Origin of the sequence: Kaistia granuli DSM 23481 (genome assembly GCF_000380505.1) — a bacterium.
Lineage (GTDB): Bacteria > Pseudomonadota > Alphaproteobacteria > Rhizobiales > Kaistiaceae > Kaistia > Kaistia granuli.
Window position 1 is genome coordinate 498,275 of sequence record NZ_AQYH01000010.1, and the last position, 14,912, is coordinate 513,186.

Annotated in this window: 15 protein-coding genes; 9 read left to right on the forward strand and 6 right to left on the reverse strand. The window is 67.4% G+C overall.

The window, feature by feature from the left end; all coding sequences use genetic code 11:
* Nucleotides 1–161 precede the first annotated feature (161 nt).
* From G342_RS0117450 to xth, 5 genes are read right to left on the reverse strand one after another with little or no spacing between them, the layout of a single operon-like run.
* A complete protein-coding gene (locus G342_RS0117450; protein WP_018184459.1) occupies nucleotides 162–863 on the reverse strand; it encodes a helix-turn-helix transcriptional regulator in 702 nt (233 codons plus the stop codon).
* A 5-nt stretch (nucleotides 864–868) separates the two neighbouring features.
* Nucleotides 869–1,270 (reverse strand): hypothetical protein, encoded by a 402-nt coding sequence (locus tag G342_RS24520; protein ID WP_156830992.1) that lies wholly within the window; start codon nucleotides 1,268–1,270, stop codon nucleotides 869–871.
* A 14-nt stretch (nucleotides 1,271–1,284) separates the two neighbouring features.
* The gene (locus G342_RS0117460) at nucleotides 1,285–2,337 is read right to left on the reverse strand and encodes a DUF2332 domain-containing protein (protein ID WP_018184461.1); all 1,053 of its coding nucleotides are present in this window, start codon (nucleotides 2,335–2,337) and stop codon (nucleotides 1,285–1,287) included.
* An 11-nt stretch (nucleotides 2,338–2,348) separates the two neighbouring features.
* Nucleotides 2,349–2,762, reverse strand: coding sequence for a GFA family protein (locus G342_RS24525; protein WP_245557301.1), 414 nt, complete (start codon nucleotides 2,760–2,762; stop codon nucleotides 2,349–2,351).
* Nucleotides 2,763–2,767: 5 nt separating this feature from the next.
* A complete protein-coding gene (xth, locus tag G342_RS0117470) occupies nucleotides 2,768–3,550 on the reverse strand; it encodes an exodeoxyribonuclease III (RefSeq protein WP_018184463.1) in 783 nt (260 codons plus the stop codon).
* A 206-nt stretch (nucleotides 3,551–3,756) separates the two neighbouring features.
* Between xth and G342_RS0117475 the strand changes: the two genes are divergently transcribed.
* Both G342_RS0117475 and G342_RS0117480 read left to right on the forward strand, forming a co-directional pair.
* Complete coding sequence (locus tag G342_RS0117475; RefSeq protein ID WP_018184464.1) at nucleotides 3,757–4,185, forward strand: OsmC family protein; 429 nt, start codon at nucleotides 3,757–3,759, stop codon at nucleotides 4,183–4,185.
* An 86-nt stretch (nucleotides 4,186–4,271) separates the two neighbouring features.
* Nucleotides 4,272–5,756 carry an AMP nucleosidase gene (locus G342_RS0117480; RefSeq protein ID WP_018184465.1) on the forward strand — a complete coding sequence of 495 codons (1,485 nt, stop codon included), beginning with the start codon at nucleotides 4,272–4,274 and terminating at the stop codon, nucleotides 5,754–5,756.
* A 38-nt stretch (nucleotides 5,757–5,794) separates the two neighbouring features.
* On the opposite strand, the gene erpA is transcribed toward G342_RS0117480, so the two are convergent.
* Nucleotides 5,795–6,133 carry an iron-sulfur cluster insertion protein ErpA gene (gene erpA / locus G342_RS0117485; RefSeq protein WP_018184466.1) on the reverse strand — a complete coding sequence of 113 codons (339 nt, stop codon included), beginning with the start codon at nucleotides 6,131–6,133 and terminating at the stop codon, nucleotides 5,795–5,797.
* A 109-nt stretch (nucleotides 6,134–6,242) separates the two neighbouring features.
* Here erpA and G342_RS0117490 point away from each other — a divergent pair, with 109 nt between their 5' ends.
* The 7 genes from G342_RS0117490 (at nucleotide 6,243) to G342_RS0117520 (ending at nucleotide 14,859) form a co-directional block, all read left to right on the forward strand.
* On the forward strand, nucleotides 6,243–7,460 hold the full coding sequence (locus G342_RS0117490; protein ID WP_018184467.1) for a deoxyguanosinetriphosphate triphosphohydrolase: 1,218 nt from the start codon (nucleotides 6,243–6,245) through the stop codon (nucleotides 7,458–7,460).
* Between the two features lie 47 nt (nucleotides 7,461–7,507).
* On the forward strand, nucleotides 7,508–9,265 hold the full coding sequence (argS, locus tag G342_RS0117495) for an arginine--tRNA ligase (protein ID WP_018184468.1): 1,758 nt from the start codon (nucleotides 7,508–7,510) through the stop codon (nucleotides 9,263–9,265).
* A gap of 65 nt (nucleotides 9,266–9,330) precedes the next feature.
* Nucleotides 9,331–11,034: an SPOR domain-containing protein gene (locus tag G342_RS25410; RefSeq protein ID WP_018184469.1), complete on the forward strand. Its 1,704-nt coding sequence runs from the start codon at nucleotides 9,331–9,333 to the stop codon at nucleotides 11,032–11,034.
* Between the two features lie 70 nt (nucleotides 11,035–11,104).
* Nucleotides 11,105–12,139 (forward strand): beta-N-acetylhexosaminidase, encoded by a 1,035-nt coding sequence (gene nagZ, locus G342_RS0117505; RefSeq protein WP_018184470.1) that lies wholly within the window; start codon nucleotides 11,105–11,107, stop codon nucleotides 12,137–12,139.
* A 16-nt stretch (nucleotides 12,140–12,155) separates the two neighbouring features.
* Nucleotides 12,156–12,983: a segregation and condensation protein A gene (locus tag G342_RS0117510; RefSeq protein WP_018184471.1), complete on the forward strand. Its 828-nt coding sequence runs from the start codon at nucleotides 12,156–12,158 to the stop codon at nucleotides 12,981–12,983.
* A 55-nt stretch (nucleotides 12,984–13,038) separates the two neighbouring features.
* The gene (gene scpB / locus G342_RS0117515) at nucleotides 13,039–13,665 is read left to right on the forward strand and encodes an SMC-Scp complex subunit ScpB (RefSeq protein WP_018184472.1); all 627 of its coding nucleotides are present in this window, start codon (nucleotides 13,039–13,041) and stop codon (nucleotides 13,663–13,665) included.
* Between the two features lie 210 nt (nucleotides 13,666–13,875).
* Nucleotides 13,876–14,859 (forward strand): TAXI family TRAP transporter solute-binding subunit, encoded by a 984-nt coding sequence (locus G342_RS0117520; RefSeq protein ID WP_018184473.1) that lies wholly within the window; start codon nucleotides 13,876–13,878, stop codon nucleotides 14,857–14,859.
* The last annotated feature ends 53 nt before the right edge of the window (nucleotides 14,860–14,912 follow it).

Sequence of the window (14,912 nt, forward strand, 5' to 3'; positions counted from 1 at the left end):
AGCGGACGTGCAAGTCCAAGTGAATCCTGCCCTTCGGTCGTGCGTCTTCGAGACGGCTTTCTCCGAAAGCCTCCTCAGGATGTTGGATATGGGGTGCTGCAGGACTGCTTTCAGGGTTCTGCAAGGGGCTCCAGAGGGTGAGGTGAAGAACGGCGGTCCGTTCAGCGCGGCGGATGCCCCGCGCGCTCGTCCCGCAGCCGCTTCATATAGTCCGCCAGCGTCCGGCCCTTCTCGGGTTTGAAGATGTCGTCGAGGATCGACGCATCGACGATGCGGTCTAGGCGGAACATGCGGAAATCCCCGCGCAGTTCGCACCAGGCCGTCGCCGTCCAGGCATGGCCCCAGGCCTCGATCGCCAGCGGTCGGATGACTCGCCCGGTCAGTGCCTCGGTGGCGCTGCGATAGTTCAATTGCATCTTGCGTCGCTGCCGGATCGCCTGCCGGAACAGGGGCAGTTGCGCATTGGCGGCGGCGATCAGGGCCGGTGAATTGACGCTGACCGCATCGCGCCAGATCTCGCCTCGGCGCGCTTCCGGGAGCACAGCGTCGATCTTGACCAGTGCCTCGCGGGCGGCCGCGGCGAGTTCGGGATCGGCCCAGGCCTCGACGAAACGGGCGCCGAGCGCCAGGCCCTCCAGCTCCGCCTGCGAGAAGGCGAGGGGCGGCAGCAGCAGAGTTCCGCGCAGCACATAGCCGACGCCGCGCTCGCCCTCGATCGGAACGCCGGTCGCCACCAGGGCGTCGATGTCGCGATAAACCGTCCGGACCGACACTTCCAGCCGATCGGCAATCTCCTGCGCCGTCCTGAGGCGGGCGCCGCGCAGGATCTGCACGATATCGAACAGGCGGTCGGCGCGCCGCATGCGGATCAGCCGGAATAGGCGACGGGATAGTAGCCGCGTTCGAAGGTCGGCCTGTCGATCAGGGCAGAGAAGGCGGCGGCATCGGGATTGGCGGCGAGCCGCTCGCTGGCAGTGCGGGCCGAGTCGCGATCGAGCCAGTGAACGATCTCCGTCCACCTGCCATTTTCCGCGCGCGCGATGCTGCGCGCGAGAAAACCGCGCTGCCGGCGCAGGATCCCCATCGTGTCGTCGGCGGCCCGGACAAACTGGTGTTCGTCGATGCCGGGGACGAGGGAATAGGAGCTGATTTCCAGCACATTGCTGTTCATGGCGCGATCCCCGCGGATACTTTCGATGCTGCCAATATAACCATACCCAACTGACAACGTTGTGTCAGTTGGTTTCATGGCTCCTGACAGAATCGTCATGAGCCGAAGTCGGTCTATCGGGGGCTCCAGTCGACGAACCGGCCGTGGAAATCGGCGCGCGCAATCTCGCGGGTAGCGCCGCCGGGCCAGGTCGTCAGACGAACGCCGGCGGTTCCGGGTTTCTCGTCCGCCTCCATGCGGAGCCAGGCAAGCGGTGTCGCGGCCGTCGCCTTCCGCCCGACTTCGTCGAGGCTCGCCGTGATCGCCGCCTGCGTCGCGCCCGGCAGGTACTGCCACATGATGGTATGGGCCAGCACACGCAGCGTCCCCGAAGTCTGAGGCGCGGACAGTCGCCGCTCGACCCAGGCCGCGGCATCCGCTTTCTCGACCCGCCATGAGGCGGCCGCCGCGACGTCGAGCGCGGCGCTGGCCCGAGCGAGCCGCTCCGTCTGGTCGGCCCAGATATAGGCGAGGAGCCGCTCGCGATCCCGCTTCGATCGGGGATCGAGCGGCTGGAGGTCGCAGCCGGCCCGTTCGAGGATCTTCAGCGGGGCGGCGGTGTCTGGCGCCGGGCCGCGCCATTCGGAGCGGATCCGGACGGGTGAATCCGCCGCGCCCCACGAGGCAGCGCCGAGTTCGTAGCGGTAGCGATCGAAACCGAGATTGAGCCCGATGCTGGCGCCGATTTCGTGCCAGGCGATCGGCAGGCCGATTTCCTGGCCAAGGATCAGGGCGCCTCCAAGCAGCACGGAGGAGCGGGCGACTTCGTTGGTCTGCGGCGGGCTGTCGAGCCAGTCGTGCAGGAATTGATCGTGCTCGCCGATCGCAGCGGTCAGCGCGTCGGCGAGAGTCTCGCCGTCGATGGTGTTTGGTGGGTAGGCGGCGGTGAGAGCCGGCGATCGGCCGGCGCGCTTCAAGGCGTGGAATCCGGCGGCTGCCCGAAGCGCCAGCGCGTCAGCGACGGGGTCGCCGGACCAGCCGAGGATACGCCGCCCGAAGCGGCTGGTCTCGTCCAGTCGCGCGCCGACGGCGTCGCAGACATCGGCGGTGAAGGGGGAGCCGAGGCCCCGGCACGCGGCAGCCTGGGCTTGAAACGCTTTCAGCACGGTCGCGGCCAGGCTCGTCATCGGTGGCTTCCTCAGCCGGTCGGTTCATCCAGATGCGAAGGCAGTTCGGCGTCGAAGCCCTTGCTGGCGCCGCGGCGGCTGCCGACCCAGATATTGTGCTGGACGGCGAAGCGGTCCGGCTCGTCGAGCGAGGCGAGGGTGACGTCGATCTTCAGGGGATCGTCGGTCGTCGTCATCATCAGCGGCGTGCCGCAATCGGCGCAGAAGTGCCGGCGGCCGGTGGCCGAGGATTCGTGGATCGCCGGCGTGCCGGCGGTCAGGCTGAAGGCGCTGGCGTCGAAGGTCGCCCAGGTCAGGAACAGCGCGCCGCTTGCCAGCTGGCACATGCGGCAATGGCAATGGCACACGATCCGCGGCGGCCGGTCGATGTTGTAGTGGATCCGGCCACACAGGCAGCCGCCCGTGATCGGCGCCGCGCTCATCACCTGGCTCAAATTGAAAGCTCCACATGGACCGGCACGTGATCGGACGGCTTGTCCCAGCCGCGCACATGCTTGTCTATTCCGACGGAAACAAGCCGGTCGGCCGCCTGCGGCGACAACAGCAGATGATCGATGCGAATGCCGTTGTTCTTCTGGAAGGCGCCGGCCTGATAGTCCCAGAACGTATAGAGGCCGCCCTCGTCGGTGGTGGCGCGCAGCGCGTCGGTCAGGCCCAGCGTCTCGATCGCCCGGTAGGCCCTGCGGGTCTCGGGCTGGTAGAGCGCGTCGTTCAGCCAGAGCGACGGATCCTTGGCGTCGCGCGGCTCGGCGATCACGTTGTAGTCGCCGGCCAGAACCAGCGGCTCCTCATAGGTCAGCCGCTCGGCCGCCCACAGGCGCAGCCGTTCCATCCAGGCGAGCTTGTAGGGGAATTTCGGCGTGTCGATCGGATTGCCGTTCGGCAGATAGAGCGAGACGACGCGCAGCGCGCCGCTTGGCACCGAGAACACACCTTCGATGAAGCGGGCATGATCGTCGCCGTCGTCGCCCGGCAGGCCGCGGTTGACCTCGTCGAAGGGAAGTTTCGACAGCAGCGCGACGCCGTTGAAGCCCTTCTGGCCGTGGGTGGCGACATTGTAGCCGAGATCCTCGAAGGCCGAGGTCGGGAAGCCTTCGTCGACCGATTTGATCTCCTGCAGGCAGGCGATATCGGGCGAGGCTTCCTTCAGCCAGGCGAGGGCGGTGTCGATGCGGGCTTTGACGCCGTTGATGTTCCAGGTCGCGATCTTCATGCGAAGCACACTAGCCGATCCGCCGCGCGTTGCCACCGGGGGGGCATGGCTTCGATCGTCTTGCACATCTGCTGTGCGACTTCCGCCACGAGCGCCAACGAGCCAACGGCGCGAAGCGCGCCTCGCCCCTTGGATCGGCCGTCGTCGCGACCTAACTCTAGGGCTCCGGCGAGGGCCGGAGTGTGAACCCGCAGAAGGAGGCTCGAATGCCGGTCAGGACATCGGACGCGAAGTGGCAGGGTGATCTCAAGAGCGGCAAGGGGACCGTTCACGTCGGCAATGGCGTCTGGGAAGGCCAGTACAATTTCTCGTCGCGCTTCGAGGAAGGCAAGGGAACCAATCCCGAGGAGCTGATCGCGGCGGCCCATGCGGGCTGCTACTCGATGGCGCTGTCCGGCGGACTTTCCGGGGCCGGCTTCACGGTCGATACCATTTCCACCACGGCCAAGGTGAAGGTCGAGCCGGTGCCGTCCGGCGGATTCGCGATCACCCATATCCAGCTCATCACCGAGGCGAAGGTGCCGGGAATCGACAAGGCCACCTTTGACGGCATCGCCGCGGCGACCAAGGAAGGCTGTCCGGTATCGAAGGCCCTGAAGGCTGTGCCGATCGATCTCGACGCCAAGCTCGTCTGATCACCGGCCGCCCTTTCAAACCGCCGGCGCGTGGCTTGACCGCATGCGCCGGCTGGCCGACAGTCGCGCCCGAAAGTGGGGGTGATATGACCGATCCCGAGCCGTTCGACGTTCCGAAGCCGATTGCCAGCGAGGCATTCACCGATCCCGATCTGGCGATTGCCCGGCTCGAGGAAATCTACGACCTCCACACGGCGCATCTGCGCGACCGTTTCGACGCGCTGCTGAAGGGGCATCCGCCCGTCGGCCGCGTCCGTGCGACCTATCCCGAGATCCGCTTCACCACGACGAGCTACGCCAAGATCGATTCGCGCCTCGCCTACGGCCATGTCTCGGGACCGGGCATCTACGCCACCACGGTGACGCAGCCGGGGCTGTTCCGGAACTATCTGAAGGAGCAGATCAAGCTTCTCGTGCGCAATCACGGCCTGCCGGTGACGGTCGGCCCATCGACGCTGCCGATCCCGCTGCATTTCGCCTTCCCGAACGGTGTGCATGTCGAAGGCCAGCTGGCCGAGCGGATCGAGCGGCCGCTGCGCGACATGTTCGACGTGCCGGATCTCGCCGTCACCGACGACGCGATCGCCAACGGCACCTTCGAGCCGCTGCCGGGCATGCCGCTGCCGCTGGCGCCGTTCACCGCGCCGCGCATCGATTATTCGCTGTTCCGCCTGGCGCACTACACGGCGACCAATGCCGAGCATTTCCAGAACTTCGTGCTGTTCACCAACTACCAGTTCTACATCGACGAGTTCTGCGTCCGCGCCCGCAAGCTGATGGCCGAGGGCGGCGGCGGCTACGAGGCGTTCGTCGAGCCCGGCAATGTGATCACGCCGGCGGGAAGCATGGAGCCTACCTCCGGCATCGCGCCGCCGCGCCTGCCGCAAATGCCCGCCTATCACCTGAAATTCGCCGGCAATGCCGGTCTGACGATGATCAATATCGGCGTCGGTCCCTCGAACGCCAAGACGATCACCGACCACGTGGCCGTGCTGCGGCCACACGCCTGGCTGATGCTCGGCCACTGCGCCGGCCTGCGCAACACGCAGGCGCTCGGCGATTATGTGCTGGCGCATGGCTATGTGCGCGAGGACCATGTGCTCGATGCCGACCTGCCGACCTGGATCCCGATTCCGCCGCTCGCCGAGGTGCAGATCGCCCTCGAGGACGCGGTCGAGGCCGTGACCGGGCTCGAGGGCTACGACCTGAAGCGCATCATGCGGACGGGGACCGTCGCAACGATCGACAACCGCAACTGGGAACTGCGCGACCACCGCGAGCCGGTGCAGCGCTTCTCGCAGTCGCGCGCCATCGCGCTCGACATGGAGTCGGCCACGATCGCGGCGAACGGCTTCCGCTTCCGCGTGCCCTACGGAACGCTGCTCTGCGTCTCGGACAAGCCGCTGCATGGCGAACTGAAGCTGCCGGGCATGGCGTCCGACTTCTATCGCCGCCAGGTCGGCCAGCATCTGGAGATCGGCATCCGCGCCATGGAGATGCTGCGCGACATGCCGCCGGAGCGCCTGCATTCGCGCAAGCTCCGGAGCTTCACCGAGACGGCGTTCCAGTAGGCGGCAGATCGGAGCCGCTTCCCTCGGGAAGCGGTCCCTTACAGCGCGAAGCTGGTGCCGCAGCCGCAGGATGCGGTAGCGTGCGGGTTCCTGATCTGGAAGGACTGGCCGATCAGATCGTCGACGAAGTCGATCTCCGAGCCGTCCATATAGGGCAGGGAGATCTGGTCGATCAGCACCAGCGCACCGTCGCGCTCGATCACGAGGTCGTCGTCGGCCCGGGTGGTGTCGAGGTCGAAGCCGTACTGGAAGCCGGAACAGCCGCCGCCGGAGACGCTGACGCGCAGCGCCGTGCCGCTCGGTTCCTTCGAGAGGATCCTCGCAATCCGCTTGGCGGCGCGGTCGGACAGGGTGACGTCGAGCGTTTCAGTGGTCATGGCTACTTCCGAAATTGGGGGTACCTTGCGGGCGCCCGTCCCCGATAGTTAGGAATGCGATTGGCGGTGTCAATCGCTGCGATGCAACAGGCGGGAGAGAGAAGCGCAAATGGAAGGCCAGATCGGCTTCGGCATTGGTCCGCACGCCGCCTTCGCCGTCGACCCGGCGGCGAGCCGCGGCCGGCTCTATCCCGAGCCCGAGAGCCCGACGCGTACGCCCTATCAACGCGATCGCGACCGCATTGTCCATTCGACCGCCTTCCGTCGCCTGAAGGACAAGACGCAGGTCTTCCTGTTCGACACCGGCGATCACTACCGCACCCGACTGACTCACACGATAGAGGTGGCGCAGATCGCACGGGCGCTCGCCCGCGCGCTGCGCCTTGACGAGGATCTCGCCGAGGCGATCGCGCTGTCGCATGATCTCGGCCATACGCCGTTCGGCCATGCCGGCGAGCGGGCGCTCGACCGGCTGATGCAGGGACATGGCGGCTTCGACCACAACGCGCAGAGCCTGCGCGTTGTCACCAAGCTGGAGCGGCGCTACCCGCATTTCGACGGGCTCAACCTCTCCTGGGAGGCGCTGGAGGGGCTGGTCAAGCACAACGGCCCGCTGGTCGACGCGGAGGGCAGGGGCGTCGGCGCCTATGCCGGCAAGACGCTTCCCGCCGCGATCCTGGCCTATGCGGCCGAGCAGGATCTGCAGCTCGCGACCTATGCCTCGGCCGAGGCGCAGGCCGCCGCGATCGCCGACGACATCGCCTATGACGCGCACGATATCGATGACGGGCTGAGGGCAGGGCTGCTGAAGGTGGAGGGCCTGCGCGAGGTCGATTTCCTGCGCGATATCATCGACGAAATCGATGCCCGCTATCCCGGGCTGGAAAAGCCTCGCCTCGTCAACGAAATCGTCCGGCGCGTCATCACCCGGATGATCGAGGATGTCATTGCCGAGGCGCTGCGCCGGCTCGAAGCGACGGCGCCGCGCTCCGCCGATCAACTCCGCCATGCCGGCCGGCCGATGATCGCCTTCTCGGATGCGCTGTTGGAAGCCGACAAGGCGATCAAGGCGCATCTCTGGCACAACGTCTATCGCCACCCGCGCGTCATGCAGGTGATGACGGCGGCGGAAGGCGTGGTGCAGCGCCTGTTCGAGCGCTACTGGAACGATCCCGACGCCCTTCCCGGCGAGTGGCGGCGCGAGCTGGATGTCGGGGATCTCGACCGCCGAGCCCGCCGTATCGCTGACTTTCTCGCCGGCATGACCGACCGCTATGCACTGCGCGAGCATCAGCGTCTGTTTGACGCTTCGCCCGATTTGGGTTAGGCGCGCAGCACAAATCTCCGTTTCCGCCCGAAGGGCCCGATCCCGCTATGAACATTTTCCGCGACTTCACCGCACGCGTCACCTCGGCCGTCGAGATTATCCTGGCGGCGCGCGACAGCGCGCCCGTCGATCTCTCCCGCATCGTCGTCGAGCCCCCGCGCGACGCAGCCCATGGCGATCTCGCGACCAATGCCGCGATGGTGCTGGCGAAGCCGCTCGGCCTGAAGCCGCGCGATCTGGCCGAGGCGATCGCCGGCCGGCTGCGCGATGACGAGGATGTCGCCTCGGTCGAGGTCGCCGGTCCGGGCTTCATCAACCTGACGCTGGCCGCGCCCTATCGCGCCCACGCCCTGAAGACGTTGATCGGCGCCGGGCAGGATTATGGCCGCAGCCGGCTCGGCGACGGGCTCAAGGTCAATGTCGAATATGTCTCGGCCAATCCGACCGGCCCGATGCATGTCGGCCATTGCCGCGGTGCTGTGGTCGGCGACGCGCTCGCCAATCTGCTCGATTGGGGCGGCTTCGACGTCACCAAGGAATATTACATCAACGACGCCGGCGGCCAGGTCGACGTGCTCGCCCGGTCGGCCTTCCTGCGCTATCGCGAGGCGCTCGGCGAGGAGATCGGCGCGATCCCCGAGGGCCTCTATCCGGGCGACTACCTGATGCCGGTCGGCGCCGCGCTGGCGGACGTCCATGGCCGCAAGCTGCTCGACATGCCGGACGCGGAATGGATGCCGATCGTCCGCGACGCGGCGATCAGCGCCATGATGATCATGATCCGCGACGATCTCGCGCTCCTGAACGTGCATCACGACGTCTTCTTCTCGGAGCGGACGCTGAGCGGCGAGAACGGCGGCAAGATCGCCGAGACAATCGCCGACATGGAGCAGAAGGGCTTCGTCTATAGCGGCACGCTGCCGCCGCCCAAGGGCCAGCTTCCCGACGATTGGGAAGATCGCGAGCAGCTTCTGTTCCGCGCCACCGATGTCGGCGACGACATCGACCGGCCGCTGGTCAAGTCGGATGGCAGCTACACCTACTTCGCCGGCGACGTGGCCTATTTCAAGGACAAGTTCGACCGCGGCTTCCGGCAGATGATCTATGTGCTGGGCGCCGATCATGGCGGTTATGTCAAGCGCCTGCAGGCGGTCGGCCGCGCCATTTCGGGTGGCACGGCCTCCGTCGACGTGCTGCTTTGCCAGCTGGTGAAGCTCTTCCGCGCCGGCGAGCCGGTGCGCATGTCGAAGCGCTCGGGCGATTTCGTCACGTTGCGCGAGGTGGTCGAGGAAGTCGGCCGCGACGCCGTCCGCTTCATGATGCTCTACCGCAAGAGCGACGCGCCGCTCGATTTCGATTTCCAGAAGGTGACGGAGCAGTCCAAGGACAACCCGGTCTTCTACGTCCAGTACGGCCATGCGCGCGCCGCCTCGATCCTGCGCAATGCGGCGCAGGACCTGCCGGCGCTCGACCTGTCGGCGGCGGCCCTCGCCGAAGCCGATCTCTCGCTGCTCGACGATGCTGGTGAAATCGGCCTGCAGCGGCGGCTCGCCGAGTTCCCTCGAATCATCGAATCCGCCGCCGAAGCGCACGAACCGCACCGGATCGCCTTCTACCTTTACGATCTCGCAGCAGAGTTCCATCAACAGTGGAACAGGGGTAAAGATCTGCCGCAATTACGCTTTATTAACCTTGAACAACCACAGTTGACTGCGGCCCGGCTTGCCCTTGTTCATGCCACAAAGCTGGTGCTGTCATCCGGTTTGCTGGTGCTCGGCGTTAATGCGCCCGAAGAGATGCGGTGAGGTCTCCCCCGGAGCTTTGCGCCCGGCAGACGGACAGCACCGGCTAAGACGGAAAGTGGAGCGCGATGGCAGATCGCTACGATAACTCGTTCTCGCGGCGACCCCAGTCGCCCGACGGGAACACGGGCCGGCGCAACGAGCAGCCGACCCCTGTGGAGGACGATCCCCTGGTCGAGCTGGCGCGGATCGTCTCCGGAAAATCAAGTTTCGACGACCTCGTTGGCGGCCGTTCCCCCGCGGCTGCTCCGGCGGTGAGGCCCACCCAGGCGGCGAATGTCCGGGATACGTCGTTCGACCTCGAATCCGAGCTGATGAACGACCTTCAGTCTTCCTTTGATCCGTCCGTCCGTTCGGCTTCCGGCCGGCCGACGCAGGTCGAACCGCAGCCGCCGCGCGCCGCACCCGCGCGCGATCCGGGCTTTGATCACATGGGGCTTCGGCCCGGCGCCCCGGCCGCGCCGCCGCAGTGGCAGGCCGTCCAGCCGCCGCGTCCGGCGGAGCCGCGCTATCAGGCCGAGCCGCGCTATCAGCCGCAGCCGCAGCCGCCGATCGAGGAAGAAGATCCCTACGCCGGCACCGCTTATGCGGGCGCGGCGGATTATGGTCGCGAGCGGACGCAGGCTTCCTATGCCGGGGCCTATCATCCTGGACAGGAGAACGGCGCCGACGATCAGTCGACCGGCTATGAGACCGATTATGGCGACGATCCCAATGGCGGCTATGATGACGGCTATGACGACGTCCCGCCCTATTCGCGGGATCAGGACTATGCCGAGCCGCGTCGCTCCCGCAAGGGACTGATGCTGGCCGCAGCCGGCCTCGCGGTCGTTCTCGCCGGCGGCCTTGGCGCGTTGGCGCTCAAGGGCGGCAGCGACGGCGGCAGCAGCGGCGCTCCCCGCGTGATCGCGGCGGATGAAGGCCCGACCAAGGTGCAGCCGACCGTCCAGCCGACCGAGACGGATGCCGCGCAGAACAAGCTAATCTACGACCGTGCCAGCCCCGAGCTGGCCGGTGACGAACAGCTGGTTCTGCCGGACGATGGCCCGATCGACGAGCGGCCGGGCGCCGACGAATCCGAGGCGAGCCGCGGGATTTCGCGGATCATCCTGCCGGGCGCGCCCGGCGAGGGCGCCGCGCCGCAATCGATCGACGACCTGGCCGGACCGGTTTCGACCGCCCCGGCGGCCGATGTCGACGCCGGTCCGCGCAAGGTTCGCACCGTCGTCGTGAAGCCGGACGGCACGATCATTTCGAGCGAGGCGCAGCCCCGCAACGGCGCTGGCGTGGCGGAGCCGGCTCCGGCCGCTTCCGCCCCGGCTCCCGCTGCCGTCGCGCCTGCCGCGCCCGCTCCGACGGAGACGGCCGAGGCGCCGCCGATGGATCTCGGCGCGCCCGAGAAGGATCCGTCGCATCTGGAGGCTCCGGCCCCGGCACCCGCCAAGCCGCGCCCGCAGCAGACCGCGGCGACCGCTCCGGAGCCGGCTCCGGCAGCAGCACCGCGCGCCGCCGCGCCGACCTCTGGCGGCTTCGTCGTCCAGGTCTCCTCGCAGCGTTCGGAAGAGCAGGCGGCTGCGGCCTACAGGGCCATGCAGCGCAAGTTCCCCGGCATCCTCGGTGGTCAGGAGCCGAACATCGTGCGGGCCGATCTCGGCGCGAAGGGCGTCTATTATCGCGCCCGCGTTGGTCCGATGGCGACGCGTGACCAGGCCGTTTCGCTGTGCGAAAGCCTGCGCGCCGGCGGCGGCGACTGTATCGTCCAGAAGAACTGATCGTGAAAGACCGGGCGGCGGAGCCACTCCGCCGCTTGCGGTCCGCACGGCAAGCGGCTAAGGCCGAAGAATGACCGCCAAAGCATTCATTTCGGGCTGCGCGGGCCGCAGCCTTTCGGCCGATGAAATCGCGTTCTATCGCGACGAGCGGCCTTGGGCGCTGATCCTTTTCAAGCGCAATATCGGCACCCCGGAAGAGGTTTGCGACCTGGTCGCGACCTTCCGCGACATTCTCGATGATCCTGACAGGCCCGTCCTGATCGACCAGGAGGGCGGTCGCGTCCAGCGCATCGCCCCGCCGCACTGGCGCAATCGCCCGGCGGCGAAGTTCGCCGGCGATCTCTATGCCGACGACCAGGCGGCCGGACGGCGCATGGCCTGGCTGCACGGACGGCTGATCGCCTCCGACCTGATCGACCTCGGCATCACCGTCGACTGTCTGCCGGTGCTCGATGTCGGCACGCCGCAGACGCATGCCGCGATCGGTAACCGTGCCTATGCGGAGAGTGCCGAGATCGTCTCGATCCTCGGCCGCGCGACGTCCGAGGGACTGGCTGCCGGTGGCGTCCTGCCCGTCGTCAAGCACATGCCCGGCCACGGTCGCGCCACCGTCGACAGCCATCTGAGCCTGCCGGTGGTAGATGCGCCGCTCGAGACGCTGCACGCCTCCGATTTTGTCCCCTTCAAGGCGCTGAACGACCTGCCGATGGCGATGACGGCGCATATCGTCTTCACGGCTGTCGACCGCGAGCGCCCGGCCACCACCTCGCCCGTCGTCGTCCGCGACATCATCCGCGGGGCCATCGGCTTCGACGGCCTGCTGATGAGCGACGATCTTTCGATGAACGCGCTCGGCGGCGATTTCGCCAGCCGTGCCGACGCCGTGCTTTCCGCCGGTTGCGACATGGTCCTGCATTGCAACGGCGTCATGGACGAGATGCGCGACGTGGCGCGCGCTGTTCCCGAATTGACTGGCCGGGCCGCGGAGCGCGCCGCAGCGGCGCGGGCAGCCCGCAAGCCGTCGCATCCGCTCGACCGCGAGGCCGCCGAGGCGGAATATGCAACCCTCGCCGAACGCGCCGGCTGGCCGCCGGCGATGGCCTGAGCCAGGGATCGACAGGATGGCCGGGACGAGCGACCAGAACGGCCAGAGCGAACTCTGGGAGATGGAGGGGCGCGTCGACCGCAAGGATGGCGACGCGGCGCTCGTCGTCGACGTCGACGGTTTCGAAGGCCCGCTCGATCTGCTGCTGGCGCTGGCGCGGACCCAGAAGGTCGATCTCGCCAAGGTCTCCATTCTGGCACTGGCCGAGCAGTATCTCGCCTATATCGAGGAGCTGCGGCTGCTTCGGCTCGAACTGGCGGCCGACTATCTCGTCATGGCCGCCTGGCTCGCCTATCTGAAGTCCCGCTTGCTGCTGCCGGCCCCGGCCCCCGACGAGGAGCCGAGCGGCGAGGAGATGGCGGCGGCGCTGGCCTTCCGGCTGCGTCGTCTGGAAGCGATGCGCGACGCCGCGGCGAAGCTGGTCAACCGGGATCGCCTCGGCCGCGAGGTGTTCGCGCGCGGCATGCCCGAGCCAATCGAGGTGATTGATCACAGCGAATATGGCGCCACCCTGTATGACCTGCTGACGGCCTATGCGTCGCAGCGCCAGCGCCAGATGGTGTCGGTGGTCCATGTCCGGCGACGGCAGGTCTGGTCGCTGGCCGAGGCGCGCGAGGTGCTGTCGCGGATGATCGGCAGCATCGCCGACTGGACGCCGGTCGACGTCTTCCTGTCGCCCTGGATCGTGACGCCGGAAATGCGCGCCACGGTGCTGGCAAGTTCCTTCAGCGCCAGCCTCGAGCTGGTGCGCGAGGGCAGGGTGGAACTGCGCCAGACGGCGGCGTTCGCCTCGCTCTATATGCGCGATCGCGACCGCGACGGCGCGGAGACAAGCCATGGTTGATGCATCGCCTTCCGAACGCGGAAATCTCACTTTGCTGGCGACAGAGCCGCATCGCATGGCGCTTCGCATGCTCGAAGCCATGCTGTTCGCCAGCGACGAACCGCTCGGCAAGGCCGAGCTCGCCGCGCGCCTGCCCGAGGGCAGCGATGTCGAGGGGCTCCTGCGCGAGATCGAGCATGCCTATTCCGGCCGGGGCGTGAACCTCGTCAAGGTCGCCGGCAAGTACATGTTCCGCACCGCGAGCGATCTCGCCTTCCTGCTGCAGCGCGATGCCCACGACCAGAAGAAGCTGTCGCGCGCTGCCCTCGAGACGCTTGCCATCATCGCCTACCACCAGCCGGTGACGCGGGCGGAGATCGAGGAGATCCGGGGCGTGTCGATCTCCAAGGGCACGATCGACGTGCTGATGGAGGCGGGCTGGATCCGCATGCGCGGCCGGCGGCGCACGCCGGGCCGTCCGGTCACCTATGGCTCGACCGAGACGTTCCTCGTCCATTTCGGCCTCGAGGCGATCGGCGATCTGCCGGGGCTCGACGAGCTCAAGGGCGCCGGCCTGCTCGACGGCCGCATCCCGCCCGGCTTCTCCGTGCCGGAGCCGCGCGACGGCGACGCGCTGACGGACGACGAGGATCCGCTCGATCCCGGCGATCTGCTGGCGGCCGGCCTCAGCGAGCACGACTAGACCGTCGCAATCCTGTCGCTGGCGTCGGCGGGCGGCGCTGGACCAAGGGCCCATGGACTTCGTGGATCTATCCCGAAGTCGATCGGCGTGGTCCGGCAGAATTCGTTGACCTTGTTTCTTGACGTTCCCTTGCGTCGTATTGACCGCCTTCTATGATCTGGCGCGTCCGATGCGGCGATGCATGCCGTTCCGGCTTTGGGGGGAAGTGTCGTGGTCGTATCTGTCCTGAACCGCCGCCATGTTCTGGCCGCCGGCCTCGGCGCCTCGGTCTTCGCCTTGGTACCGGGCCGGTCTGTTGCCCAGGAGCCCATGCGTGCCGTGATCGTGTCCGGCGGCGTCGGCGGGGTATTCTATCCCTACGGCCAGATCCTCGCGAGCCTGCTGTCCGCCGCCGTGCCGGCCCTGGCCCCGATCGGCCAGCTGACGCGCGGCTCGGTTGACAATGCCCGCCTCATCCAGCGTGGCCAGGCGGATATCGGCTTCTCGACGCTCGACTCCGCCTATGACGCGGTCAACGGGGTCGGGGCGTTCGCCGGCGACGGCAAGCTCGACCTCTCCGTGCTCGCGGTGCTCTACGATTCCTACCTGCACATCGTGGCGGCGGGCGACAAGGGCATTGCCGGGATCGGCGATCTCAAGGGCAGGAAGGTCTCCGTCGGATCGACCGGCTCCTCGACGGAGACAATCGCCAACCGGGTCCTGGCCGCCGCGGGGCTCGATCCGCACAAGGATGTCGAACGACTCAATTTCGGCGTCGCGGAATCGGCGGACGCGCTCAAGGCTGGCCAGATCGATGCGTTCTTCTGGATCGGCGGCGTGCCAACCGCCGCGGTGTCGAGCCTCGCCGCCGCCGGTCAGCCGAAGCTTGCCTTCCTTCCGACCGAGAACGTCGCGTCGATCGAAAAGGAGTATCCGGGGCTCTACCGCCCGGCCGTCCTGCCGAAGACCGCCTATGCCGGCATGACGGAAGACGTTCCGTGTCTGGGCGTGGCGAATGTGCTGATCGTTTCGTCGAAGGCCGAGGCGCGCTTCGTGACGACGGTGCTCGACGGCATCTTCGCCAACGTCGAACTCATTCGCGGTTCCCACCCGGAGGCCGCGAAGCTCTCGCTCGAAAGCGCGGCGGTCCGGACGGCGGTGCCGTTCCATCCGGCGGCCGAGGCCTATTACGCTTCGAAGGGCGTGCCGAAGTAGGGGCGCGACCGTTATGTCGAACTCGACGGCGGCCGCTTCAGTCGCTAAACCGC